General features: G+C 40.6%; 25 protein-coding genes. 9 read left to right on the top strand and 16 right to left on the bottom strand.

The genetic code is table 11. The annotated features are described in order from the left end of the window. Positions 1-22 precede the first annotated feature (22 nt). The 4 genes from UE46_RS04330 to UE46_RS16260 all read left to right on the top strand — a co-directional run bounded on the left by UE46_RS04330 (position 23) and on the right by UE46_RS16260 (position 3,240). Complete coding sequence (locus tag UE46_RS04330) at positions 23-586, top strand: DUF420 domain-containing protein (protein ID WP_036060876.1); 564 nt, start codon at positions 23-25, stop codon at positions 584-586. A gap of 90 nt (positions 587-676) precedes the next feature. After that, positions 677-1,612, top strand: a complete 936-nt coding sequence (locus UE46_RS04325; protein ID WP_118907428.1) for an LCP family protein — start codon at positions 677-679, stop codon at positions 1,610-1,612. A 443-nt stretch (positions 1,613-2,055) separates the two neighbouring features. Then, a complete protein-coding gene (locus UE46_RS04320) occupies positions 2,056-3,057 on the top strand; it encodes an LLM class flavin-dependent oxidoreductase (RefSeq protein ID WP_036059253.1) in 1,002 nt (333 codons plus the stop codon). A gap of 3 nt (positions 3,058-3,060) precedes the next feature. Beyond that, on the top strand, positions 3,061-3,240 hold the full coding sequence (locus tag UE46_RS16260; protein WP_233230985.1) for a hypothetical protein: 180 nt from the start codon (positions 3,061-3,063) through the stop codon (positions 3,238-3,240). Here UE46_RS16260 and UE46_RS04315 read toward each other — a convergent pair whose 3' ends face one another. Beyond that, complete coding sequence (locus tag UE46_RS04315) at positions 3,241-3,969, bottom strand: metallophosphoesterase (protein WP_118907427.1); 729 nt, start codon at positions 3,967-3,969, stop codon at positions 3,241-3,243. A gap of 94 nt (positions 3,970-4,063) precedes the next feature. After that, the gene (locus UE46_RS04310; RefSeq protein ID WP_036059249.1) at positions 4,064-4,258 is read right to left on the bottom strand and encodes an Lmo0654 family protein; all 195 of its coding nucleotides are present in this window, start codon (positions 4,256-4,258) and stop codon (positions 4,064-4,066) included. A 161-nt stretch (positions 4,259-4,419) separates the two neighbouring features. Between UE46_RS04310 and UE46_RS04305 the strand changes: the two genes are divergently transcribed. Together UE46_RS04305 and UE46_RS04300 are read left to right on the top strand one after the other, a co-directional pair. Then, positions 4,420-5,445 carry a DUF975 family protein gene (locus UE46_RS04305; protein WP_036059246.1) on the top strand — a complete coding sequence of 342 codons (1,026 nt, stop codon included), beginning with the start codon at positions 4,420-4,422 and terminating at the stop codon, positions 5,443-5,445. Continuing rightward, positions 5,429-5,950, top strand: a complete 522-nt coding sequence (locus UE46_RS04300) for a GNAT family N-acetyltransferase (RefSeq protein ID WP_118907426.1) — start codon at positions 5,429-5,431, stop codon at positions 5,948-5,950. Before UE46_RS04305 ends, UE46_RS04300 begins: the two co-directional genes overlap by 17 nt. Before the next feature lie 46 nt (positions 5,951-5,996). On the opposite strand, the gene UE46_RS04295 is transcribed toward UE46_RS04300, so the two are convergent. The 3 genes from UE46_RS04295 to UE46_RS04285 all read right to left on the bottom strand — a co-directional run bounded on the left by UE46_RS04295 (position 5,997) and on the right by UE46_RS04285 (position 8,379). Further along, positions 5,997-6,653 (bottom strand): GntR family transcriptional regulator, encoded by a 657-nt coding sequence (locus UE46_RS04295; protein ID WP_051492804.1) that lies wholly within the window; start codon positions 6,651-6,653, stop codon positions 5,997-5,999. 102 nt (positions 6,654-6,755) lie between these two features. After that, entirely contained in the window at positions 6,756-7,397 is a 642-nt protein-coding gene (locus tag UE46_RS04290) for a GntR family transcriptional regulator (protein WP_036059243.1), read from the bottom strand. 28 nt (positions 7,398-7,425) lie between these two features. Further along, positions 7,426-8,379 carry a magnesium transporter CorA family protein gene (locus UE46_RS04285; RefSeq protein ID WP_118907424.1) on the bottom strand — a complete coding sequence of 318 codons (954 nt, stop codon included), beginning with the start codon at positions 8,377-8,379 and terminating at the stop codon, positions 7,426-7,428. Between the two features lie 112 nt (positions 8,380-8,491). Between UE46_RS04285 and UE46_RS04280 the strand changes: the two genes are divergently transcribed. Next, positions 8,492-8,791, top strand: coding sequence for a hypothetical protein (locus UE46_RS04280; protein ID WP_036059241.1), 300 nt, complete (start codon positions 8,492-8,494; stop codon positions 8,789-8,791). A gap of 67 nt (positions 8,792-8,858) precedes the next feature. On the opposite strand, the gene UE46_RS04275 is transcribed toward UE46_RS04280, so the two are convergent. Both UE46_RS04275 and UE46_RS04270 read right to left on the bottom strand, forming a co-directional pair. Beyond that, a complete protein-coding gene (locus tag UE46_RS04275; RefSeq protein ID WP_036059239.1) occupies positions 8,859-9,713 on the bottom strand; it encodes a VOC family protein in 855 nt (284 codons plus the stop codon). An 80-nt stretch (positions 9,714-9,793) separates the two neighbouring features. Beyond that, the gene (locus UE46_RS04270) at positions 9,794-10,024 is read right to left on the bottom strand and encodes a helix-turn-helix domain-containing protein (RefSeq protein WP_036059238.1); all 231 of its coding nucleotides are present in this window, start codon (positions 10,022-10,024) and stop codon (positions 9,794-9,796) included. A gap of 327 nt (positions 10,025-10,351) precedes the next feature. Between UE46_RS04270 and UE46_RS04265 the strand changes: the two genes are divergently transcribed. After that, complete coding sequence (locus tag UE46_RS04265) at positions 10,352-11,011, top strand: Crp/Fnr family transcriptional regulator (RefSeq protein WP_036059236.1); 660 nt, start codon at positions 10,352-10,354, stop codon at positions 11,009-11,011. Positions 11,012-11,284: 273 nt separating this feature from the next. Next, positions 11,285-12,649 (top strand): MFS transporter, encoded by a 1,365-nt coding sequence (locus UE46_RS04260; RefSeq protein WP_036059233.1) that lies wholly within the window; start codon positions 11,285-11,287, stop codon positions 12,647-12,649. 50 nt (positions 12,650-12,699) lie between these two features. Here UE46_RS04260 and UE46_RS04255 read toward each other — a convergent pair whose 3' ends face one another. From UE46_RS04255 to UE46_RS04215, 9 genes are all read right to left on the bottom strand, one after another. After that, complete coding sequence (locus UE46_RS04255) at positions 12,700-13,080, bottom strand: VOC family protein (protein ID WP_036059230.1); 381 nt, start codon at positions 13,078-13,080, stop codon at positions 12,700-12,702. After that, on the bottom strand, positions 13,077-13,814 hold the full coding sequence (locus UE46_RS04250; RefSeq protein ID WP_118907423.1) for a DUF2238 domain-containing protein: 738 nt from the start codon (positions 13,812-13,814) through the stop codon (positions 13,077-13,079). The genes UE46_RS04255 and UE46_RS04250 overlap by 4 nt, the downstream gene beginning before the upstream one ends. An 85-nt stretch (positions 13,815-13,899) precedes the next feature. Then, positions 13,900-14,778 carry a PhzF family phenazine biosynthesis protein gene (locus UE46_RS04245; protein WP_411431051.1) on the bottom strand — a complete coding sequence of 293 codons (879 nt, stop codon included), beginning with the start codon at positions 14,776-14,778 and terminating at the stop codon, positions 13,900-13,902. Positions 14,779-15,067: 289 nt separating this feature from the next. Next, the gene (locus UE46_RS04240; protein WP_036059227.1) at positions 15,068-15,280 is read right to left on the bottom strand and encodes a hypothetical protein; all 213 of its coding nucleotides are present in this window, start codon (positions 15,278-15,280) and stop codon (positions 15,068-15,070) included. Between the two features lie 138 nt (positions 15,281-15,418). After that, entirely contained in the window at positions 15,419-16,915 is a 1,497-nt protein-coding gene (yjeM, locus tag UE46_RS04235) for a glutamate/gamma-aminobutyrate family transporter YjeM (RefSeq protein ID WP_036059226.1), read from the bottom strand. Between the two features lie 306 nt (positions 16,916-17,221). Further along, positions 17,222-18,745 (bottom strand): cardiolipin synthase, encoded by a 1,524-nt coding sequence (gene cls / locus UE46_RS04230; RefSeq protein ID WP_036059225.1) that lies wholly within the window; start codon positions 18,743-18,745, stop codon positions 17,222-17,224. Positions 18,746-18,851: 106 nt separating this feature from the next. Continuing rightward, the gene (ytvI, locus tag UE46_RS04225; RefSeq protein WP_036059224.1) at positions 18,852-19,961 is read right to left on the bottom strand and encodes a sporulation integral membrane protein YtvI; all 1,110 of its coding nucleotides are present in this window, start codon (positions 19,959-19,961) and stop codon (positions 18,852-18,854) included. Positions 19,962-20,039: 78 nt separating this feature from the next. Next, on the bottom strand, positions 20,040-20,981 hold the full coding sequence (locus tag UE46_RS04220; protein ID WP_036059223.1) for an L-lactate dehydrogenase: 942 nt from the start codon (positions 20,979-20,981) through the stop codon (positions 20,040-20,042). Beyond that, positions 20,974-23,616 carry a cation-translocating P-type ATPase gene (locus UE46_RS04215; RefSeq protein ID WP_036059221.1) on the bottom strand — a complete coding sequence of 881 codons (2,643 nt, stop codon included), beginning with the start codon at positions 23,614-23,616 and terminating at the stop codon, positions 20,974-20,976. Before UE46_RS04215 ends, UE46_RS04220 begins: the two co-directional genes overlap by 8 nt. Positions 23,617-24,027: the final 411 nt, after the last annotated feature.

Raw genomic sequence — 24,027 nt, 5'->3', positions numbered from 1 at the left:
TATTTTAGGGGGATTTAAATTTATGACACAAAAAAAAGATGCGCTCAACAAACCGACATCTGAAAAAAATTATTTCTGGCCCATCATGATTTTATCATTCGTAGCGGTAGTGGTCATTTTACTACTGTTCTTCTCGCCTATCGGTTACCAAGGAAAAGTACACTATGATTTAACTATTTTCCCACGATTAAATGCGATTTTTAATAGTTTTACCTTTGTATTTCTATTGATTGCGCTCTGGGCCATTATTGTGAAAAAGAATATCAAGATGCATAAAGGATTCATTTTAGCTGCTTTTACATCCACGTTATTCTTCTTAGTCGGCTATTTGACATTCCATTACATGTCTGCTGAAACATCTACTTTTGGTGGTGAAGGAATCGTTCGTCCTATCTACTTCTTTATTCTAATCACACATAGTTTCCTTGCTGCAATCGTCGTTCCTCTAGCGCTATTTTCACTCGTGTGGGGTTGGACAAATCAAATCAGCAAGCATAAAAAAATCGTTCGTTGGACTATGCCAATCTGGTTGTATGTCAGTTTAACAGGCGTCATCGTTTACTTGTTTATGGCACCATACTATTGATTTTCGCCACATTCATGTAACATTGCTTTGCTATAGTAGTTGTAGGAGTGTTTTGCTGTTAGTTTCAATCTATCAAATGAGGTGAAGGATATGGCAACACGCCAGGATCGTAATCAACCAACTAAGAAAAAAATGCGAAAAGGCAGAACTATTTTCACAGTTATTCTAGTCATCATATTAGCGATTGCAGGATTCGGTTTTTATCAATATAAATCGAGCTTGAACGCGGCTGAAGCAGATAATAACATGAAAGATTTTGAATTCAATGGTCAAAAAGCAGAAGACGTGAATGATCTCAATGTACTTTTGATAGGGAGTGACTCGCGCGGTAAAGACCAAGGTCGCTCCGATTCTTTGCTTATCGCACACTATGACACAAAGTCAAAAAGTCCGAAATTGGTCTCGATTATGCGAGATACATATGTCGATATTCCAGGGCATGGCTTGAATAAGATCAATGCCGCTTATTCATTCGGTGGTCCAGAGTTAGTTCGCCAGACAATCAAAGAGAATTTTGGCATAAATATTGAGTATTATGTTGTTGCGAATTTTGAAGGATTTCCGAAGATTGTCGATACACTTGCGCCCAATGGTATTGAAATTGACGCAGAGAAAGATATGTCAAAAAACATCGATGCAAATATCAAAGCTGGTAAACAAACGATGGATGGTGAGACGTTACTGCAATATGCGCGTTTCCGTCATGATGCTGAAAGTGATTTTGGCCGGGTTCGTCGTCAACAGCAAGTCATTAGCGCCTTGAAAGATAAGGCTCAAAGTATTGGGACTGTTACGAAGTTGCCAAGTCTGATTGGTACAATGGAAGGCTACACAAATACAAACCTTTCTACTGGCATGATGATTTCTATTGGGAAAGACTTTATTTTAGGGAATGCGAAGGATATGCAAGATTTCCGTCTTCCTGTTGATGGAACGTATACGAATGTCCGTAACTCGCATGGTTCTGTTCTAGATATTGATGTCGCGGCAAACGCCAAAGCATTACAAGATTTCTTGAAAGACTGATAGCTTATGAAACTGAGATCAAACTCAAAATAAAGCAAAATCGCCCCATTTCGGGTAGGACGAAAGATTCTGCTTTATACAAATCGAGCGAAAGCGTTTGTATTCAGAGAGTTTGGTGGAAGCCGGAGAGCTGCGTGTACGACTGTACATGATGACTGAAAACAGGGAGAGGGTAGTTTCCTCGACCATGTAAGAAGTTATGCGAAGCGCAGCGTAGAAGAACCGCAAAGATGTAACGCATCCTTGTTCTAAGTCTCCTACAGGAACGCCTATTCGCGATGCTCGCTCATAGGCATATTGGGGCTGTAACTCACTCTGTTTCGTACAGCCCCAACAATGCGAGCGCTTTTCGCCGATTTATCTGGGTTATGCCCCCAGACCCTTTTTTTTGACTATGTTTACGAAGACGCTTATACTATTAGTCAAAGAAGGGCAGTGATTTTATGACAAAAAATAAATTTGGACAAGTTCCACTATCAATTCTAGACCTAGCAACGATTCGTGAAGGTTTTAATGAAGCCGATGCTTTTGAAAATAGTAAGAATTTAATTCAGTTTGCTGAGAAAACTGGTTTTCACCGCTATTGGGTAGCTGAACATCATGGCATCGCTGGTGTTGCAAGTTCTGCGACAGCGGTCTTAATCGGATATCTCGCTGGACACACGAAGACGATTCGCGTTGGTTCTGGTGGTGTGATGTTGCCGAATCATTCTCCACTCATCATCGCTGAGCAGTTTGGAACGCTTGAAACAATGTATCCAAATCGTATTGATCTTGGACTCGGACGCGCACCTGGTACTGATTTCAAAACAGCTCGTGCGCTGCGTCGTGATTTACATGAAACCGTTGAGGCTTTTCCTAATTCTGTTGTTGAGCTGAGCAAGTATTTTTCAGACGGTGGTAATAATGGTATCATCGCAATTCCTGGTCGCGGCCTTCATGTCCCGCTATATTTGCTTGGTTCCAGCACATACAGCGCCAAACTTGCGGCTAAACTAGGCCTTCCATTCGCTTTTGCAAGCCATTTTGCGCCAGATGAACTCGGAAATGCACTAGAACTTTACCGCAGCCGTTTTGAGCCGTCAGATGTGTTAGCAGAGCCTTACGCGATGGCTACCGTCAACACAATTATTGCAGACACGGACGAAGAAGCCAATTTACTCGCAACTTCTGGCTACCTCTCATTCTTGAACTTAACACGAGGTGCGCCAACGCCACTTCCAAAACCAGTGACGAATATGGATGATATCTGGTCTGACTACGAGAAAAATGCACTTAAACACCAAATGAAATACTCTTTTATCGGCGATCAGCAAAAAGTAACCGCTGATTTGAAGGAATTTATGGATGTAAACGCACCAGATGAGCTTATCGTTGCATCTAACATTTATGACCCTCTTCTACGACAAAAAAGCTATCAAGCGCTAGCCGATGTTTGGTTTTAATTAATGTTACTGCTTGACGGTCTACTTTATCTTGTATTCGATGTCATTGGCGAAGCTATTATGAGCTTATTTGATAGAAAAAAATCGGGCGGCAAGCGAAGAACAACGAAGAAAAGAAGTAAGCGAGCGCGCCGTCGTGAAGCAACTATAAAACATCCACGCAAATCAAAGAAGTTTAGATGATCAGACATCTAAACTTCTTTGATTTGCTGGTATACTATACGTTTTTTCGATTCCTGATTCCGTTACAACAACACCATGTAATTCTCCGCCAAATACAGCGCCACCGTCAATATCAACTATCGAACGATCTGGCGAATACCAAATAGCACTTGATCCATCCGCATTCAAGCTTGATGTCGGAGTATGCCCGATAATAAACGTCTTACCCGTGTTGTTCACCCCTTCTTGAAACGGCTCGCGAATCCAGACCATATCATGTGGCTTCGTCTTTTTCCAGTCTGACAGCGTCAAATCAACACCCGCATGCACAAAAACAAAATGGTGCCATTCATGGTAATAAGGCCGTTCACGAATAAATGCGAGTTCAGCTGCCGCCTCTATCTCCACACGTCGTACCAACTCATCTGGCGTCATTTTTGCCGAGGTTTTATTTGTAATAAGGCTCTCAATCGTCTCCATTCCACCTTGACTAATGTAATACATCATCTTTTCACAAGGATCTCGAAGCCAATCTAATAGCATATTTTCATGATTCCCGCGTAAAAAAATCGCCTGATATTGTTTCTCTAATGCCATCGCTTTACGAATCACAGCCCGCGGATCAGGTCCTCTATCAATCAAATCACCAATCACCAAAAGTTGCTGCTTCTCAGGGTCCCATTTCTTTAGCAACTCTTCCATAAGATCCATTTCCCCGTGCACATCGCCAATCGCAAAAATTTCATCCATCTTAAATCACCTCATATGTAATACCTTTCACGAAACTGCGACGTAATACCGACAGTCTCGCAAAAAAGGCTGGCTTTGGCATATATAAAGCCGTTTATAGTTTATTTAACTTCTTTTCGACTGATTTTATTTCTTTATTTAGCGCACTCATTCTAAGTTCGGTAGCAGAAATCGTGCCGTTCACCAAGTTGGCATCATTGAATTGATCTGTCTCACCAAGCAACTCTTGATGTTGGCGACGCAATTCAACCAAGCGTTCTTCTAAATCTTGTTTTTCATTGATCATCATTTTCACTCCTAACATTCATGCTTTTTATTACCTTATACCTTATTCCCCTTTACTTGAAAAGTCAATCATTTTCATTGAATTCTTGGTTTTGGGTATCATTATGACGTATTGTATGGTATTTTTAAGTATATATCTATTTTTAGAAGGGAGTTTAAATTTTTATGATGAGCATTTCAGAAGTTAGAAAGATGACAAAACAAGCCTTAAAGGGAAACTGGGGGTTAGCAATCGGGGGTATGGCGCTTGCCTATGTGATTCTTGGAGCTGTATCGATGATCAATTTTATTCCTGTACTCGGAACGATCGCGTATTATATATTTGCGGGACCGTTTATGATCGGAGCCATGTGGTTCTTCCTTGCGATTAGCCGCCAAGAAAAGCCAGACATCGGTTATTTATTTAGTGGTTTTAAAACGTTTGGCCGTAACTTACTTGCTGCGGTACTAGTTTTTATTTTCACCTTTTTATGGAGCTTACTATTCCTTATTCCTGGTATTATTAAATCATTCTCTTATTCACAAACATTCATGATTTTACGTGATGATCCGAATATTTCACCGCTTGATGCGATTACAGAGAGTCGTCACCGCATGAATGGTCACAAGGGGCGCTTGTTCGGCCTTATCTTGTCTTATGCTTGGGTCTTTTTTATCCCCGTTATCGTTATGATGGTACTTGGAATCGTAGCAATGGCTTCAACAGCAATGTTCGACTATAGTACTTCTTCTTATTCCTATGAGTATTATTCTAGCATGCCTGATATGAGTCCTGTATTCGCGATGATATTTGTTCTCGGCTACTTTTTAATGGCAGCTGTACTGTTCGGTCTAGCGATCTGGATTTATCCACAAATCCTCGTTGCAATGGCAGTTTTCTACGATGATTTATATGCGAGCACTGGTACATTTAATGAAGCACCTGCTACAGACGACCTTGAACCAACGCCTTACACGCCTGATGAAGGGCCAAGCTACACGATTCCACCCGTAGAACCAACACCGCCAGAAGAGCCGGAAGCACCTCAATTTGAAAATAAAACTTGGGGTTCTGAATCGATGGTAGAGCCTGAAAAAGAAACGCCAACTCCAGAACAACCAACAGAAAACAGCGACACGATTAGTGAAGCGGTTCGCCCATCTCAACCAGAAGAATCCACGGATCAACAAAATAATGACGAACAAAAATAAAATCATGCTCGGCGATTTAGATCTAACTGTGAGAGAAGCCACTATTTCCGACGCGGCTTCTCTAGAACAGCTCATGATCGATACCGCATCCTGGCTAAAAAGTCGTGGTTCCTCCCAGTGGTCTGATATTCTAGAAGGAACGGACGTCCACGGGCTTAACGACCGCGTTCGAGATGGTGAAGTATTTTTAGTACTCGATGCCAAAACAATCGCCGCTGCATTTATTCTGAGAAAAACCGCGAGTGACTGGGATCAAAAGCTTTGGGGTGAACGTTCGGAAATAGCTGCACGTTACTTACACCGTCTTATGATTGCACGACCTTACGCTGGCCAAAACCTCAGCAAAAAAATATTGGACTGGGCGCACTCAGAAACAGCAAAAACAGATGCTATGCCCTTACGCCTTGACTGTATTGCAGATAACCTGAAATTAAACGCACTATATCAAGATGCCGGTTTTCATAAAATCGGTATCGTTGATGGATTCTGTATTTATGAAAAGTAGACAAAAACCGCTAGGAATAATGATTCCTAGCGGTTTTTGTCTACTACTATCTAAACGCACTAATAATAAAATCCGCGAATAATGCTTGAATGCGTTCATTCGCTAAATCAAATTCTTTTTGTTCAAAAGCATCCGCAATCGCCGTAAATTTCTTGACCGTCAAATCACGTTTATCCTCAGAACCTTGTTTTACAACCGTCTCCATCGAAAAGTTATTAATCGTGAAAAAGATACGTTTTACATTCTCGTAATAATATGGATTAGGGTCTTGCTTCAAAATTCGGAAGAAAAATTGGTGTTGATTAAAAATATAATCTTCCATATTTTGTAGATAAGACGAGCGATCCATTGAGGAAATATAATTTCGCAATGCATCCACATCCATAAGAACATCATTTTTCTTCATTTTTTGAATCGTGGCATCCATAAATACTTCAATGACATCAAGAAGTTGTGCATACTTAGCAGAATCAATCATAGCATCTCGAACAACAACACCACTATATGTACGATAATCTAATATCCCTTCTGAAACCAACGCTGTAATGGCTTTGCGAATCGGCGAACGACTAACTTCAAGTTCTTTTGACAAACGCTCCTCTGTTAAATGCTCATTTGGCTTCAACTCACCTGTCTTAATTTTCTCAATAATACTGAAATAAACCATTCTATCTAGCGTCTTATACTCTCGTTTACTCTTCACTTCGCTTGACACCCCTATCTTAATTACGAACATTGTAGCACATGTCACTAAAAAAAAAAAGTAATTTACAAAACCATACAAAAAAATCCAACCTATATTCCTCTAACGAAACGTTTTAATGATAAAATAATTAACTAATTCCCTCACAAGTTGCTCAATCTCATCAAACCGTTTCACGCCCAATAACTCGTTCACTCGAGTAAACTGCTCCATCAAATACGTCCCATTATTAAAAGGAATCAAGATAATTTCTTTCGGAGCCTTAGTCAAAAAATCAATGCTCATCTTTCTAACCACATTCTCCGCATAACCATTTCCCATATACGTAACAAAATCAAAAATAATTTGCCAACCTTCTTCTACGAATCCTGTGTTATTCCCCGATTTCAAGCGATCTTCCATCACTGTTAGACGTTTGTTAAATGGCTGTGGCTCGAAATAAATACCCTTATTCTCCATTTTCCGCATCGTATTAATCACAAGGACTTCTAGCATCTCAAGCATTTCGATAAACTTGCCTACCGTGACCTTACTCTCAGACACAAAAGCTCCTCGATTACTTTCAATCGTTAAGAATCCTTCCGTTTCAAGCATCACCAAAGCACGACGCACCGGCGTTCTACTAATACCAAGTTCCTTCGCAATCATATTTTCTGGTACACGATCACCAGTGCGCAATTGTCCATTTAAAATCTTTTCCTTCATCATTTCATAAGCTTTTTTCTCATAATTTTGTTTATCCATGTCGAATCGTTCCTCTCGAAGTTCCATTTTAGAAGTATTTTTTGCGCCAGAATATAATCGTTGTCACAATGGTAATGAAAAGCGTTCCCACCATAATCAACCCAAAGGCATATTCCTGATCTGAAAATGGTAACTTGACATTCATCCCATAAATACTCGCCACAATGGTTGGCAGCGATAAAATAATCGTAAACGATGTCAAAAATTTCATCACGCGATTTAAATTATTAGAAATGACAGATGAAAAAGTATCTGACATGCCACCAACAATTTGCGTATATGTTTCTGTCATCGCAATCGCTTGTTTATTTTCAATCACAACATCCTGCAGTAACTCTCGATTCTCCTCTTTATCTGTATAGTGCGCAGCCACCAGCATCTTATCTAAAATCGCTTTGTTCGATTGAAGAGCTGTCGCAAAAAACACTAAACTCCGTTGAATTGCCATGAAAGCATACAATTCTTCATTTTTCATTGCTTCACGAATATTTTTCTCCAACTTATGCATATGTTCAATCAAACCATTTAAATATTTTAAAAAGTAATAAGATACAGCATATAAAATTTGTAAAACAAACTGGATGTGATTTGCCGTGTCATACTGTTCCATTCGCCGATCAATAATATCCTCAAGGACTGGTAATTGTTTCAGGACAACGGTTAACATCACTTCTTTGGTCGTAATAATGCCAATCGGTATCGTCCTAAATTCCAAGAATCCCATCTCATCTTTCGCCTCAACCGGACAATCAACAATGACGAGGGAATGCTTGAAATTCTCTTCCACATGCTTGAGCTCAATTCGCGAACGTTCTTGCTCATCCAATGGATCTAAAATATGATCTTTTGGTATTTCCAATTTCTTAGATAAGTAATCAATCTCATCAGGACTCGGTGCAACCGCGCTAACCCAACAGCCTACCTCATACGCGTCAATTTTCTGGATTTCGCCATTTTCCTTTGTCTTATAGTATTCAATCATCTTCGTTTCTCCCCCAACCAGTAACGACTTCAAACTTAACTTTACAATACATTTCATTTGTGTTACAATTATTATTATTAATACTAAATTTGTAATAAAAGAGGTGAGCGTCATGGAGTCGATGCAAATGATATTGATTGGTTTTTGTTTCGCTATCTTTTTCTTCGCGCTATCTTTTCTCATTAGTAAACTCGGCAAACTCCCTATTTACTGGGTATCGCTTTGTGCCAACACAGGCTTCTTCCTGGCCTTCCTACTGGTTCAACGCGCCTTCCCTGCTGAAGCACAAGTTGCACTATTTTATTTAAACCTAGGCATTCTAACATTCGTACTCATTCAAGCAGCTCTAGGACTCGCACATTGGCTACTAAAGAAAACGACATCGCGACAAAAGAACTGGAAACACTCCTAAATCAATTATAGCAAAATTTTGTATATAAAGAAAAGCTGAGCACATCAAACCATGCTCAGCTTTTTTATTACATATAATAGTTTGTTGCAATAACCTCGATCGTAATCCCATTTGGGTCCTCTAAAATGATCGTTTTCTCTCCATTTTCCTGAAATGCAATTGATTTCTTAGTCAAATCCTCTTTAAGCTGTTCAATTGATTCCGTTTCTATCGTGAAAAATGATAGGCCTATTTCAGTCGCCTCAAGCTTCGGCAACTCCCGTCCTGCCCAGATATTTGTACCGATATGATGATGGTAATCTCCCGCTGCAAAAAATAGCGCCGATGGAATTTCTGTCGTTATTTTAAACCCTAGGATACCTTGATAGAAATCGCGCGTAGCTTCGAGATCGCTAACCTGTAAATGGATATGCCCGATTTTTGTTTCCTCAGGTGCTTTATACCAGTCAAGTTCAGCGCCTTCCATCAATAAGCCATCACCATCTACACCGTTTGTCGCCATTGGTAGATTCCCATCAGCATCGCGTTGCCACTCACTTTCTGGGCGATCAGCATAGACTTCGATACCATTACCATCTGGATCACGGAAATAAAATGCCTCACTATAAATATGGTCTCCCGCGCCGTCAAGCGGATACTGGCTCTCTAGCATATGATGCAAAAAGCTACCTAATGAAGCTCTGCTCGGTAACAAGAACGCAGTATGATATAATCCCGTTTTCGCTTGCTTTGGAACTGTCGCATGAGGTACCTTCACGATTTCTAGCAGCTCTTTTGTGCCAACACCGAGTACAGCAGTGTCCGCATTATTTGCTAGTACCTCGAGTCCGATAATTTCCTTATAGAAGGCCGCCAACCTATCTTTATCCTTCGTTTTTAAAACTACTTTACCAATCTCTGTATGACCATTCACAAAAATCATTCCCTTCGCATGTTGTAACTATTACCATTACAACATATTTAACGTGAAAAGTCCATTTCATTGCTTACAATTAGTAAGTACTATTTTTTCAGATCTCGCGCCTTTAATTTACGATACAAAATAGAGCGGTGGACACCTAGCTTTTCAGCAGCTTGTGTGATATTCCCATTTTTTTCTGCTATTACCTTCTTGATACAATGTATCTCTACTTCTGATAAATACGTTTTTAAGTCAACAAAATCATCTATATGCTCCTCATAATAGGCATCAAGCGTAGAAGTCGATTTTTGGTGTACAGATAGCTTTTCCAAATTAATTCTCCTCCTTACATTGCTCATCTTTGCACATATTATAACACAAATAATCTCGAAGAAAAATAAGTAATATCCCTTTTTTATTCACTTAGAACTACCTTTTATTAAAAAATAGATTCTTAGATTCATAAATGTTAGATTAGCATTCTGATTTAAAACAATGCAAAAAAGTCATATATTGATTAAAAAGCATAAATAAGATTCATTTTTATTGTCTTGGATGCATATTTTCTCTTATTCTATTTCTCTCAAGTACTATTCTACCAAAAAACAGTAAAACAAAGTAGTGTTATAATTAGATTAAAGAAAGAGGTGATCTTCACAGTGACAGAAAAGATCCAGAGTTTGCAAGATACGTATATAGAGCAAATTGGCAATGGCGCATTTGATTATGATCATTTTTTAGAATTCCTACTTTCCAATCGGGTTCCCTACAAAAAAAAGATACTGAATAGGAATATCTGTATTTCTACCGAAAATAAACCTTTTAAATCGATTTATTTTATTGATAGTGGTGTAGTCTCCTGTAAAAAGGAAGGTAACATTATTGGCTTTCTCGGTGGAAAACATATTATAGGACTTTCTAACCCTTACACAAAAGATAATGCTTTTTATACGACTAAGACAGTCCAAAGTACGTGTGTCTACGAATTCGATCGTGCTAAGATGCTGGCTATGTTGCTAAGCTATCAATTTGGCTGGCTATTTCTATACGCTAATAATCACGATAAGGAAGTAATGCTTGTCGACAAAACACAGTTATTAAAAGAACCGGCAGAATATCGCTTCGTTACATTGCTAAAAGAAATCGCACGTCTTTTTGGCAAGCTACGCAATGAGACGATTTATATTCCAGCATATTTTTCTAAAACCATGCTTGCTAGTTACGCCAACTTGAGCACAAGATCTATTAACACCTTATGCAACGATTTAGTTCAAAAGGGAGTGCTTGTTTTTGAAGAGGAATCACCCGCTCTAGCATAATAGATTGGGGCGAACTTTTATGTTAATGAAAATTGACATAGAAATTTGCCCCATACTCATGTTTGGAGATACATATATTTACTTAAATTGAAAAAAGCAGTTTTTAAGGCTATAATAGAACTTGGCAAGAAAATACTAGAAAATTTATAGGCTAAAGAATCGAAACTTTAGGAACAAATCGTTACAATCAAACATTGTCGCAGGATGTATGCTAATCCCCCAACATAATTTTTTGTAACCTCTTACACTAATGGAACATAGGAGGACTTACTTATGGCAACAGGAACGGACGAATGGATACGGTTAGATGATGCACCTTTAAATAAATTCCATATTAAAATGGCTGGTTTAACATTTGGTGCTCACTTTACAGATGGTTATATTATAGGCGTCATTGGCTTTGCTTTGACACTTATTCAACCTGAAATGGGACTCACGCCTCTTTGGGTTGGCTTGATCGGTAGCTCAGCGTTAGTTGGCTTATTTATAGGTAGTTTGATTTTGGGTTGGATTTCAGATTATATTGGTCGACAGAAGATCTTCGTAACCAGTTTTATTATAATTACGCTTGGATCGGCTTTACAATTTTTTGCAGATACGCCACTGGAATTATTTCTTTGCCGTGTTTTGCTTGGTATTGGGCTGGGCGGTGACTATAGTGTTGGTCATACGATGTTAGCCGAATTCGCACCGAGGAAGCATCGCGGGGGTTTGCTAGGATCATTTAGCGTTATTTGGACAATTGGTTATGTGGCCGCTAGTTTCGTTGGTTTCTTCATGCAATCAATGGGACCTGATGCTTGGCGGATTATGTTGGCCTCCTCTGCTTTACCCGCGTTTTTAATTTTAATTTTACGAATTGGAACGCCGGAATCGCCGCGCTGGTTAATAAGTAAAGGTCGCTCAGAAGAAGCACTTGCAATTGTGCAAAAACATGTTGGCTCGAACGTGATTTTAGATGATGAAATGGAAGTAGACTCTCACAAAAAGCGTAGTATTACGGCGTTATTTAGTAAGGATATGCGTAAACGGACAGCTTTTAATAGCCTATTCTTTGTCTGTCTTGTCATTCCTTATTTCGCGATTTACACGTTTCTCCCCTCTATTCTGAATTTGATGGGGCTTAGTGAAAACTTCGGAACAGATTTATTATTGAATATTATTTTGATCGTTGGCGCTGTGCTTGGTATTTGGTTTACGATGAAGTTCTCCCGGCGTGGTTTCTTGATTTACTCGTTTATTTTTCTGAGCGTGATGTTAGTGCTTCTCAGTATTTTGCCAACGAGTGCAAGTTTCTTAATGATTCTTGTATTTGCTAGTTTTACACTGATTATGTCGGCGGTTAGTAATTTGGTTGGTGTTTTTCCTGCGGAGAGTTTCCCAACGGAGATTCGTTCGCTTGGCGTTGGTTTTGCTACATCGATGAGCCGGCTTGGTTCTGCGATTGGCACGTTCTTACTACCTATTTCCACAGCGATTTTCGGAATTCAATTTTCAACTATGGGGCTAGCGATTGTCCTTGTTATCGGAACGATTGTGTCGATTGCATGGGCACCAGAGACGAAGAATTTGACGCTTTCTGATGCGGCAAAACAAGATAAAAGAACAGTTAAAGTAGCGCTGAAAGAAGAAAAATAATGACATAAAAAGACGATGCGGCAATTTTGAGCGCATCGTCCTTTTTGTTGTTATGAAGTTATTTCAATTTGGTTACCTTCGCTATCTAAGATAACACTCTCATAGTAGCCATCGCCTGTTGTTCTTGGGCCACTTTCAAGCGTGTAGCCATCGTTTTGAAGCTGTTTCGTTAAAGTATCCACATGCTCCTTACTTCCAACTGAAAAAGCAATATGGGCCCAGCCTAGTAATGGAGCAGTTTTCTTGTCTGTTATATCCTTGCGCGTCATAACTTCCAGCCTTGCACCACTCGGATAAGTTATGAAGTACGAAGAAAAGCCTTTTAGCTCATTTGTATACTTCTCGTTAGCCACCCCATCAAAATAGCTAGTATAAAACTGTTTTGCTTTTTCAATATCGGCCACCCAAATTGCTACGTGTTCAATCTTCATTTTATCGCTCCCTTTTTAGGTTCTTTTTTCGTGAATTCGAAATTTTTCATCCATGGTTTTCCTTTTTTCAGCGCCCAATAACCGATGAGGACAAAGACTAGTGAACCGAGTACATCTACGATAATGTCTCCCATCGTGTCTGCCAATGCTGCACGACCAACTAGTGGTGTTCCGTTAGAAAGATCGTAACGCTGCATATTTAAGTTCATCAAGCCATCAAATGTATACTCATAAATCTCCCAAAATGCGCCCAGTGTAACCGCGAAACAAAAAGCGAAAACAGCTAGAAATCCTGGTTTCATCTTCATTACCACATGCTTATCATTGTTGAGCAGATTAACAAATGAGAAGCCAATTGCTCCAAGCATCGCCCCACTAAACGTATGCAAAATTTTATCCCAATGTGGCACGATCGAGTAGAATTTCTGTACCGTTCCAAGATAAATGGAAGCATATAAAAAGACTAAAAATAAAATATAGACCAGTCCTGGAATTTCAAATTTGAAGCGGTGCGCAATGATCGTTGGTAAAAGTAAAATAATCACGCCTAAAACACATTCAAAAAGCAAGAAAATATAATCGCTGCGCAATGTTACTTTCGGTTGTCCTGGCGTTTGTTCCACCGGGGCGAGGAAGATTTCAACTGTAATAAAGATCATCGAAATTCCCATTGAGACGAAAATAAAAATAGCAATCCATTGTGCGATGCTAAGTCCCTTTAATTTTTTCACCATTGTTTTCATCCCCATTCTAATAAAATTTTTTATTGTTCTAATTAGCTCTTTTCATTATAGCAGAGTTTGGGAGATTACTCCTATTTTAACGCTGGATAGAGACGCCAATATCCGCTACATAAACAGCCGTTCCTGATATCTCCACGGCATCTTTTTGCACGTGAACTCCGACTCTACCATCACGACCTACTTCAAATCCCTGCTCAATCACAATATGTAGCTCTTCTTGCGGATTTGCTACTACATTTGCCGCATAATAAGCCCCCATCACACCAGATGCCGTCCCAGTCACAGCATCCTCCACAGTTCCAGAATACGGAGATGAGAAATGTCTCGCGTGCATTGTTGCCTTAGGATCTATTGTTTCCATGCAAAAAGGATGAATCGATACACGTGGCATTTGTTCAAGCACATCTGGAAATTGACTCGTAGCTGGCTTCATTCTTGAAAAAGCAGCCAACGTTTTAATTGGGATTAGAAGTGTCCATGTTCCAGTACTTCCATACATAATCGGCCATTTTGTCTCGATATCCTGCTCCACTAAGCCAATCACTTGTGCTAATCTTGAAACAGATCCTGTGAATGCTTCAAATTTTGGTGCCGCTTGTTGCATCGTAATATTTAGATGCCTACTGGCTAACTGTTCCAGCTTCACATCCAAAATCCCTGCTTTAGTCTCTACCCTTATTTTGTCTTTTCCAGTCAAAAAGCCTTGATCATTTAAAGCATGAATCGCCGCCATCGTTCCGTGACCACACAAATTCATTTCGTGTCCAGGCGTAAAATAGCGCAATCTGATATCGGCAACATCAGATTTCATCGTAAATGCTGTTTCATTGAAACCAATTGCCCTCGCAATTTCTTGCATTTCTTCTGTTGATAACTTGTCACTTTCTAGCATAACTCCCGCTGGATTTCCCATATGTGGCACATCACTAAAAGCGTCATAATGGTGAACTTGCATCCTCATCGCACTCCTTTTCTTTAAATTATATCATTATTTCCCGGGAAATAATGATCGCTTGTCAAATTAGTGTCACATAGCCACGAGATATCTCATTTTGAAGTGCTAGATAAAGATCGACTTGTTCAAAAAATGGAATTGGCTCTACTTTGTGAGTTATCGCTAATTTTTCTAATAAAGACTTCCAATCTGGCAAAAATACAGTCATCTCAGCGGATAATTCAGATTAAATATTAGTATTAAAAAAGCTAGGGAAATTTCCCTAGCTTTTTTGCGATTTATGTTTGGATTACTTATCCATTTCTTCTTGCAACTCTCTTTGTCTTTCTTTGAACATATCGATTGTTTGTTGGAGTCTTTGTTGCTGTTCTTCCGTCTGTGCTCGCATGCGATCGATAATTATTTGAAATGCTTCTGAGCACTCCGCCCAAACTGTGTCTTTCTCGCCATCTTTCAATGCATCCCGTGATTGCATATCAATAGCACCATCCTTTGTTTTCATTTTTTTATATCTTTATCGTGCTTTTTAATTATAACAAATAATGTATGAATTAGCCAACGAAAAAATTAAATAGTGATGTTCCCCTTTCTTCTTCGCAAAAAAACTGCAAGCCCCAGAAGAAACCTACAGTTTCGTGATTTATTTTCCTTGCTTCATTTTGTTCAAATATGTTTCATACAGTAGATACGCTACCAATGCAAATACCACTGGACCAGCGATCATCCAAATTGTACTGCTATAATCGCCAGTGAGTGATGGATTAATGATTGTGAAAATATTAGCGAAACCTACTACAATCAATACGATTGCCGTCCCAAGATACGTTTGCCATTTCTTTTTATAAATCACAAATTCGCGATTCAAGCCTTCTTTCGCTTTAAAGAATGGGAAGGCAAATGCTAGAAATAGGTACGGCAGTGTCATCGATACATTCGCCATCAATGTTAGTTTATTGTAGAACGCTGAAGCATTGTCACCACCAAAGGATGCGAGTAGAATGATAACTGTAACAGCTAAACATTGCATCCACATCGCAAATTCTGGCATTTTTGCTTTGTTCATCTGTGTCATTTTTTTCGGCCAAATTTGTGGCGGTGTTCCTTGAATCAATGTTTTAAGAGGTGAATAAATCAATGTGAAGAAGGCACCTGTATATGCTAGGAACATTGACAAACCAGTAATCCGGGCAAACCAAGTTCCGATTGACATTGCTGTATCAACGCTCAGGTGAAATGCATTTCCAAGCTCGAAACCGAGATTATACATCAAGACATACGTGATATTTCCAAGGTTCGTCGTTTTGCCACTCAGCACTTGCATCCAATTGGCACTTACGCCCCACAAGAAAATTCCAAGCGCGTAGCCGACAGAGATAATAATCGCCGAGATGATAACACCTTTAGGAAAATTTTTCTCAGGATTCTTCGTCTGGTCGACAAGTCCGCCAACAGCCTCAATTCCGCCGTATGCAAAAATTGCGAATACCACGAAGGAAAGGGTTGCAAGTGGTGTCACGTAAGATGGATTGGGAGACTCGACAAAAGATGACCATCCTGTGATTGGTTGTGCGAACTCTCCACCGTTTAAAATAATGATCAGCACACTTACGAGCAGTAATACTAAGTTAAGTCCAGTAACCGCTATTCCCCCGATCGCCGTTACTTTCGAGATTTGCTTTAAACCGCGCGATGCAAAATAAGTAATCACGATCATCCAAACAATCGCTAAAATTCCAACTGTTTGTGTAGGTGATAATGAAAATAAACGCCATTCTTGTGTTTTATCTGCGCCAAAAATGAAGGTGGATAGTGGAATCCACACTTTAGAGGAAGTACTTACCATCCAAATAACGTACGATGCAAACCACATAAATGTTCCAATGAAAGCAAATCGCGGACCAACGCTATCGCTCATCCACGAATATATTCCACCCTCCTCTTTTTTATATGTGGAACCGTATTCGGCCATCATTAATGCGTAAGGGATAAAGAAGCAAATCGCCGAGAAGATATACCACGGAATCGCCCCGTACCCCATGAGATAGAACGCGGACGGACTGTTTGCAAAACCAAATACGGATGTGAAAATCATCAGTATGAGTCCTATCAATGTTAATTTTTTCACTTGTGTTGTCATTATGTATCCTCCAGCTTTTTATTTTTCTATATTTCTCATAATAAGCATGCTTGCTAGTAATAAAAACTACATCTATCTGATAATTGCAGTTTAATAAACTGATTTTTATTCATTCAATGCAAGTAAAAGTTTACTAGTAGGCAAAAGCATTATACCACACAACAAGGTTAACAGTCATCCATTTATTAGCCTATTTTGTTGGAGGTATTATACAATATCCGTTATTATCTCTTTATTTTTATTCAAAGCCAATAAAAAAGTTGCCGACCGATCTAGTTTTCACTGCATACGGTCGACAACTTCGCTTTATAATATTGGTGATAACAAGCTTGCTAGTGTTTCCTTCATTCTTTGCGTTCTTGATTTTGCTTTCATGTCCGCTTCTGTAAATAGGTGGCTTTCTAAGAAATCGGCATTGAAATCTCGTTCTAATTGCACAACTGCATCGCTGCGATTATATAGAAATACCATTAGTTCGTGATTGAGGCGGAAACTACGGATATCAAAATTCGCGGTTCCGACGGCTGCTCGCTCTCCGTCTACCAGCATCACTTTTGCATGGATGAATGAATCGTCACGGTAGGAATACATTTTTGCACCAGCGTCAATCATCGTTTGGATATAGGCATTGCTTCCGTGGAAGGAAACGCCGCGGTCACCTTTACCTGGAACAATGACACGGACATCTATGCCACTCATTGATACGCGACGGATAACGGCAAGGGATTCTTCATCAGGGACAAAGTAGGGACTCGCAATCCAGACCGATTTCTTCGCTGAATCCATGAGATCAAGCATCGAATCACGAACCCACTTCTCTTTATCATAGGGGCCACCATACACGATTTGCACCCAATCATCGGCGTCATCAACTGGCTTGGCGCTTAGATAACGTGCAATCCCCGCTTCACTAATGAACTCGTCGGATGCACCAGCTCGATTTTCCATGTAAACCCAATCGAAAAGGAAGGACTCTTGCAACTCAAGCACACCAGTTCCTTCGATTTTCATGTGTGTATCGCGCCACACCTCGAAATCTGGCGTATTGCTACGATATTCTTCCCCTACATTAAGTCCTCCGGTAAAACCAATTTTGCTATCAATAATGATCATTTTGCGGTGATTTCGGAGGTTGGCTGTGCGCGCAATCCAGATGGAACGAACGGGATCATAAGCGTAAACTGTGGCACCGGCTTGTTTTAAAGGCTCTAAAAATGCCTCTTTCAGGTGCGCTGAGCCCATGCCATCATACATAAAACGAACGGTGACTCCAGCCTTCGCTTTTTCAATCAAAATATCGCGAATTTCAGTAGATATCTCGTCTTGGCGATAAATGTAATATTGAATGTGAATGTGATCTGTAGCTGTTCGCAATGCTGCTAAAATGGCGGGAAATGTTTCTGATCCATTGGTTAAGACGGTTACTTTATTACCGTTTATCGGCCGAATATCGGTTAATGCATACAAACTTTTTGATAGTTCTGGTAGTTCTTTCTCGGATTGTTGGATAGGCAAATTATGTATTGCCTCGATTAATTTTTCTTTTTCGTGCACCTGGTTCGTCGTAAAAATCCGATTTTGTGGGTTTCTGCCAAAGAATAAATATAAAATGACGCCGAAAACTGGCAGGACAAAAACCGCGGCCAACCATGCGATTTTTGATGTAGTATTACGCTGATCCCAGAGAAGTAGACGAACTGCAATAACGACTGCCATGAATTCCCCTATAATGGCTGAGTAGGTAAGAATCGCACCTGACCACGTGTAAAGGAAAAAGCCAACTAGAGCAAACACGACCAACATAACGATAAATTGAATTAATTTCTGCATATGATAGCTCCCTTTTCTTATTTCTGTCCTAATTATACATGGAAATGGGGGTTTTGTCCTCTTCTATCCCAAGTGTCGCTACATTCTGTAGTATGAGCATCGTTTACTAGTATCTCCAAATTTTAAACTTGCCAGCATCGTGTAGATCTTTTACGATAACCGTGATAATTGGCGCGAGAATCAGGCCAACAATACCAAATAGCTGTAAGCCAATGTAGAGTGTGAATAAGGCTACAACTGGATTAAGACCTAATTTTGTACCGAGGATTTTCGGCTCGATGATATTTCGGATCACGGTAATTACAGCGTAGAGAATAAGGAGTTCGATCGCAAAACTCATGTTTCCGTTGATAAGCACGATTAGAATCCATGGAATCATGATCCCGCCTGTTCCAAATACGGGGATCATATCGAATACAGAAATGCCGAGTGCAATCCAAATCGCATTAGGGACACCAAGGATCGTGAGGCCGATAAAGAACTCCACACAGGTTATCCCCGCGATAATAAGATAGGCTTTCAAGTATTCGACAGTCGTTGTTTTAAAGTGTTTATGCACATTTTGAACGGTTTCATTCACGTTATCTGGCAGTTGTTTTCGGATAAATGCGCCGACTTTATCAAAATCCCAAACGATAAAGAAGGAGAACAACATGCTGAATGAAAAGAAGATGAAAATACTTGGTAGAGATAGTGTCACAGAGCCAATCCAACTAGCAATACTGCCTGATAGCGACAAAGCAAAACTACCAATTTTGGCAATGACGGCGTTGAAAACATCGTAATACTGTCCGATGAGATCTGGCGCAATGTTATCGATCCAGTCAGCGCCCCAATCTTCTATTTTTTGCAATGCTGGTAACACATCATTTTGGTAATGACCTGGAATACTGCCAATCGAGCTGCTGAGCAATTTGAAAAGCTCCAGTAGACCGAGAATGAGCAGTGCACTTAGAACTGCGTAAAAAATCAGCATGACAGCTAAACCCCAAATATTGCGGCCACCCCATTTTATTTTACGCGCTAAGAGCCTTGAAAGTGGCATACACATCCAAGCTAGGCCAAAGCCAATTAGAAATGGATAGGTGAGCGGAAGTACATATTTTAAAAATAGAAAGATAATAGCGATAATACTTGCAATATATAAAAATCGGATCAAAAAACGCTTTTCTCGTTCTAAGCCCTTTTTCTCTGGTATTTCTTGTTTTTTCTCCATATGCTGTAGCCCCCGATTAAATTTAGCGCGTCAAGAAATACATTGGTATGCTTTTCTTGACGCGCTTATATACCTATTTTAGAAGAAATCTTTCATCATTGCTTTGATTTCACCAACTGATTTGTCCATATCGCCCTGTTCTTTTTCATTCAGCGGCATTTCAATGATGAACTTAATTCCTTCGCGGTTGATGACAGCTGTAGAGCCAATGTATACATCTTTATGACCATATTGCCCATCTAGATAAACGGAAAGAGGTAAAATCGCATTTTCATCGTCAAAAATGGCTTTCGTAATGCGGGCGAGAGAAATCGCGATTCCGTAATATGTCGAACCTTTGTGCTCGATGATTTCGTAAGCGGCGTCCCGTACTTTGTGGAATAGCTCGTCCAAAACCGCATCGGTGATTTCTGGATGGTCTCGCCTCCATTCTTTGATCTGCAAACCGCCGATATTGGCATGCGACCAAACTGGGAATTGACTGTCGCCGTGTTCGCCAAGCGTGTAGGCTTGCACATCACGAGCGTCGACGCCAACAAGTTCGGCGAGGGCTTGCTGGAAACGGGCGCTATCAAGCGATGTTCCGGAACCAATAACGCGATGTTTTGGTAAGCCAGAATATTTCCAAACGGCGTATGTCAAAACGTCTACTGGATTTGTCGCAACTAGGAATAGACCGTCAAAACCACTTGCCATCACGCTATCCACAATTGCTTTCGTTATTTTCAAGTTTTTGCCGATGAGGTCGAGTCGTGTTTCGCCTGGCGCTTGGGCCGCACCTGCTGTAATGACAACTAGGTCTGCATCGGAACAGTCATCGTAGCTTGCGACATAGATTTTTTTGGGAGACGTATATGCCAAACCATGAGATAAATCAAGCGCGTCACCTGTTTTTTTGCCTACGTTTAAGTCGATAATACCAATTTCACGAGCAATATTTTGAGAAGTTAACGCGAAAGCATAGCTCGCACCTACATCTCCGGCACCTACTAAAATAACTTTTTGATTGTCTTTACGCATATTTTTCGTCTCCTTTTTGTTTTCTATTTTTTATAGCTTTTTGAACTTCTACAAAGATTAATGGGAAAATAGATAAGCCAAATGCGAGTAACCAGTGCGTCAGGCTAAGTGGCACGAGATAGAACATGTTCGCAACTGGCGGAATAATAACCATCAGCAAAATGATAACCATCGATAGCATCGCACTAAAGAATAGCGGCTTGTTAGATAAAAAACCAATTTTGAAAATCGATTCGTCGCTCCGAACGTTAAAAATATGTGATACGGAGGACCATGCCAAAATGACGAACGCCATTGTCATTCCAACTTCATCACTTGCACTCACGCTTTGGTTGATATCGACAAATTTCCCAATATAAAAACCAACTAACGTCACAATGGTAAACACGACAGCCTGTGTTGCCACTTTTGCACCCAGTCCGTTCGCAAAAATACCACTGTTTTTCTTCATCGGCGGGCGATCCATCACATTGGCATCGGCTTTTTCACGGCTTAAGCAAAAACCAGGAATCCCATCGGCGACCACGTTAATTAGAAGCAACTGAACCGCTACAACTGGCGCGCCCCAACCGAGTGTAATCGCAATGAACATAATGAAAATCTGCGAGAAGTTCGTGCTAAGCAAAAAATAAATCGTTTTGCGAATATTCTCATACGCCGTTCTACCTTCTGAGACTGCGTCAACAATTGTCGCAAAATTATCATCCGTAATAACCATATCGGCAGCATTTTTCGATACATCCGTACCTGTAATTCCCATTGCAGCGCCGACATCAGCAGCTTTTAGAGCTGGCGCATCGTTGACACCATCTCCGGTCATCGTCACGACTTCCCCATTTTTCTGCCAGGCTTGGACGATTCGAATTTTATCCTCAGGGCTCACACGTGCATATACTGCATAATCGCGAACCGTGCGTTCTAGTTCCTCCTGCGACATGTCGGCAAGTTCCGCGCCGGTAATTGATTTGTCGCCGTCTTCCAAAATTCCGATTTCTTTGGCGATCGCAGAAGCTGTCACAATGTGGTCGCCCGTAATCATGACTGTCTTTATTCCCGCTTTCTTTGCCTCCGAAACCGCGCGCTTACTCTCAGGTCGTGGTGGATCAATCATCCCAACCATCCCCGCAAAAGTTAAATCATGCTCCAGCGCCTCTGCCGTCAAATCCTCTGGCATCTCAGTGTAGCGTTTATATGCAACCGAAATCACGCGTAACGCTTTCTCAGCAAAACGATCATGAATATCGCGAGCTTGCTCTAATAATTCATCCGTAAAAGTAACGGGGATCCGATCAAATGCACCTTTTGTAATCGCTAGGAATCCGCCGTCTACTTCATGAATCGTCGTCATCAGCTTCCGTCCCGAATCAAACGGCAATTCAAATACCCGTGGAGATTTCTGCTCCAATTCCTTTTTTGTTAGGCCTTTTTCATTTAGCAACCTAATAATAGAAGATTCCGTCGGGTCCCCAATAATGTTCTCCACGCCGTCCGTCACTTCTATCGTCGCGTTATTCGACAAACTCAGCATTTCCAGCAAGTCATTTTCCTGCTCATGGAACGTTTCTTCCACCGCACTTGGCGTCATACCCACCGACCAAATCTGCTGAATTCGCATCTTGTTCTGCGTCAATGTTCCCGTCTTATCCGAACAAATCACCGACGTGTTCCCAATCGTTTCCACAGCAGGAATTCGTCTAATAATCGTGTTTTTCTTCACCATATTCTGCACGCCATAAGCAAGCGTAATCGTCACAATGACAGGAAGCGTCTCTGGAACCGCCGCAACCGCAAGCGATACCGCAATCATTAGCATCTCAATCATCGTTTCCCCGTGCCATAATCCGATACCGAACACAAGCACACCAGCGACAAGCGCCACAATACTCAAGCGTTTCGCAAGTTCCTTCAAGCGTTTTTGCAGAGGCGTCTCGGTTTTCTTCGTCGCGTTAATCAGGCTCGCAATTTTCCCCATTTCCGTATGCATTCCCGTTTCCACAACGACGGCCCGCGCACGACCTCCCGTCACCAAACATCCCGAAAATAGCATGTTAAAGCGATCCCCGAGTGGCGACTTCTCGCTCACAATCGCATTCGCATCCTTCTCCACCGGCAAACTTTCACCAGTCAGCGCCGACTCCTCGACCTGTAAACTGCTACTATCAATAATACGCGCATCCGCTGGAATCATGTCCCCCGCACCAAGTTCAATAATATCGCCAGGCACCAATTCCGTCGCGTCAATTTCCTGCTTCACACCATCCCGAATAACCAGCGTCATGTGCGCATTCATATTCTGAAGCGCCTCAAGCGCCCGCTCCGCATTATTCTCCTGGTAAATTCCCAGCACCATATTCAGCACCACGATTGCCAAAATAACGATGACTTTCGGATAGCCATAACCCGTCGTAACCGCCAAATATAGCGAAATCGCCGCGGCCACAAGTAAGATAATCGTCGTAATCTCCAGCAAATGATGTCCAATTTTGGCAAGTAGCGTCTCCTTCTGCCCTTCCTCGAATTTATTCGGTCCAACTTCCGCCTTTTTCGTCGACGCAGCCGCACCTGTTAACCCCTTATCAGCATTCGTATTTAACGCTGTAAAAATGGCTTGTATTTCTTTTTCCATCCATTTCATAATGATTACCTCCACACTCTGTTTCCGAATTCGTGATTCTACCTTTAGAATAATTGCGCTATTAAAGTAATCTTACAATTCGCGTCTTGGTGATCTATGTAATAATCATGCAGCTACCCTTTCTATTCCCGAAAAAAAAGGCTACAACACCTCTAATAAATATTCCTGACCAAAAATAGCATCATTCCAAGATTTATGAGTTGTTCTAGCCTTATTATGTTGTTTACAATGATGCTACTCAGAACTTTTATGTGTGATCAACGACTAATTGTAAATAGCGCGAAAAATGCAACCGTAAATAGAACTTTACAATCCCCTTTGCCATCCTCACCATTACTTTCATCTTATAATACCATAAAAAAGTGCCGAGTCACACCGCATATATTTCTTTTTTATACCAAAAAATTGTGC

The sequence above is a fragment of the Listeria weihenstephanensis genome (assembly GCF_003534205.1).
GTDB lineage: Bacteria > Bacillota > Bacilli > Lactobacillales > Listeriaceae > Listeria_A > Listeria_A weihenstephanensis.
This window is presented reverse-complemented; position numbering and strand designations above follow the sequence as displayed.

Excerpts from the sequence above, each read along its gene's own strand:
- UE46_RS04330 (WP_036060876.1), top strand. The coding sequence starts at position 23 with ATGACACAAAAAAAAGATGCGCTCAACAAACCGACATCTGAAAAAAAT.
- UE46_RS04325 (WP_118907428.1), top strand. The coding sequence starts at position 677 with ATGGCAACACGCCAGGATCGTAATCAACCAACTAAGAAAAAAATGCGA.
- UE46_RS04320 (WP_036059253.1), top strand. The coding sequence starts at position 2,056 with ATGACAAAAAATAAATTTGGACAAGTTCCACTATCAATTCTAGACCTA.
- UE46_RS16260 (WP_233230985.1), top strand. The coding sequence starts at position 3,061 with ATGTTACTGCTTGACGGTCTACTTTATCTTGTATTCGATGTCATTGGC.
- UE46_RS04315 (WP_118907427.1), bottom strand. The coding sequence starts at position 3,969 with ATGGATGAAATTTTTGCGATTGGCGATGTGCACGGGGAAATGGATCTT.
- UE46_RS04310 (WP_036059249.1), bottom strand. The coding sequence starts at position 4,258 with ATGATGATCAATGAAAAACAAGATTTAGAAGAACGCTTGGTTGAATTG.
- UE46_RS04305 (WP_036059246.1), top strand. The coding sequence starts at position 4,420 with ATGATGAGCATTTCAGAAGTTAGAAAGATGACAAAACAAGCCTTAAAG.
- UE46_RS04300 (WP_118907426.1), top strand. The coding sequence starts at position 5,429 with ATGACGAACAAAAATAAAATCATGCTCGGCGATTTAGATCTAACTGTG.
- UE46_RS04290 (WP_036059243.1), bottom strand. The coding sequence starts at position 7,397 with ATGGATAAACAAAATTATGAGAAAAAAGCTTATGAAATGATGAAGGAA.
- UE46_RS04285 (WP_118907424.1), bottom strand. The coding sequence starts at position 8,379 with ATGATTGAATACTATAAGACAAAGGAAAATGGCGAAATCCAGAAAATT.
- UE46_RS04280 (WP_036059241.1), top strand. The coding sequence starts at position 8,492 with ATGGAGTCGATGCAAATGATATTGATTGGTTTTTGTTTCGCTATCTTT.
- UE46_RS04275 (WP_036059239.1), bottom strand. The coding sequence starts at position 9,713 with ATGATTTTTGTGAATGGTCATACAGAGATTGGTAAAGTAGTTTTAAAA.
- UE46_RS04260 (WP_036059233.1), top strand. The coding sequence starts at position 11,285 with ATGGCAACAGGAACGGACGAATGGATACGGTTAGATGATGCACCTTTA.
- UE46_RS04255 (WP_036059230.1), bottom strand. The coding sequence starts at position 13,080 with ATGAAGATTGAACACGTAGCAATTTGGGTGGCCGATATTGAAAAAGCA.
- UE46_RS04250 (WP_118907423.1), bottom strand. The coding sequence starts at position 13,814 with ATGGTGAAAAAATTAAAGGGACTTAGCATCGCACAATGGATTGCTATT.
- UE46_RS04245 (WP_411431051.1), bottom strand. The coding sequence starts at position 14,778 with ATGCAAGTTCACCATTATGACGCTTTTAGTGATGTGCCACATATGGGA.
- UE46_RS04240 (WP_036059227.1), bottom strand. The coding sequence starts at position 15,280 with ATGAAAACAAAGGATGGTGCTATTGATATGCAATCACGGGATGCATTG.
- yjeM (WP_036059226.1), bottom strand. The coding sequence starts at position 16,915 with ATGACAACACAAGTGAAAAAATTAACATTGATAGGACTCATACTGATG.
- cls (WP_036059225.1), bottom strand. The coding sequence starts at position 18,745 with ATGCAGAAATTAATTCAATTTATCGTTATGTTGGTCGTGTTTGCTCTA.
- ytvI (WP_036059224.1), bottom strand. The coding sequence starts at position 19,961 with ATGGAGAAAAAACAAGAAATACCAGAGAAAAAGGGCTTAGAACGAGAA.
- UE46_RS04220 (WP_036059223.1), bottom strand. The coding sequence starts at position 20,981 with ATGCGTAAAGACAATCAAAAAGTTATTTTAGTAGGTGCCGGAGATGTA.
- UE46_RS04215 (WP_036059221.1), bottom strand. The coding sequence starts at position 23,616 with ATGAAATGGATGGAAAAAGAAATACAAGCCATTTTTACAGCGTTAAAT.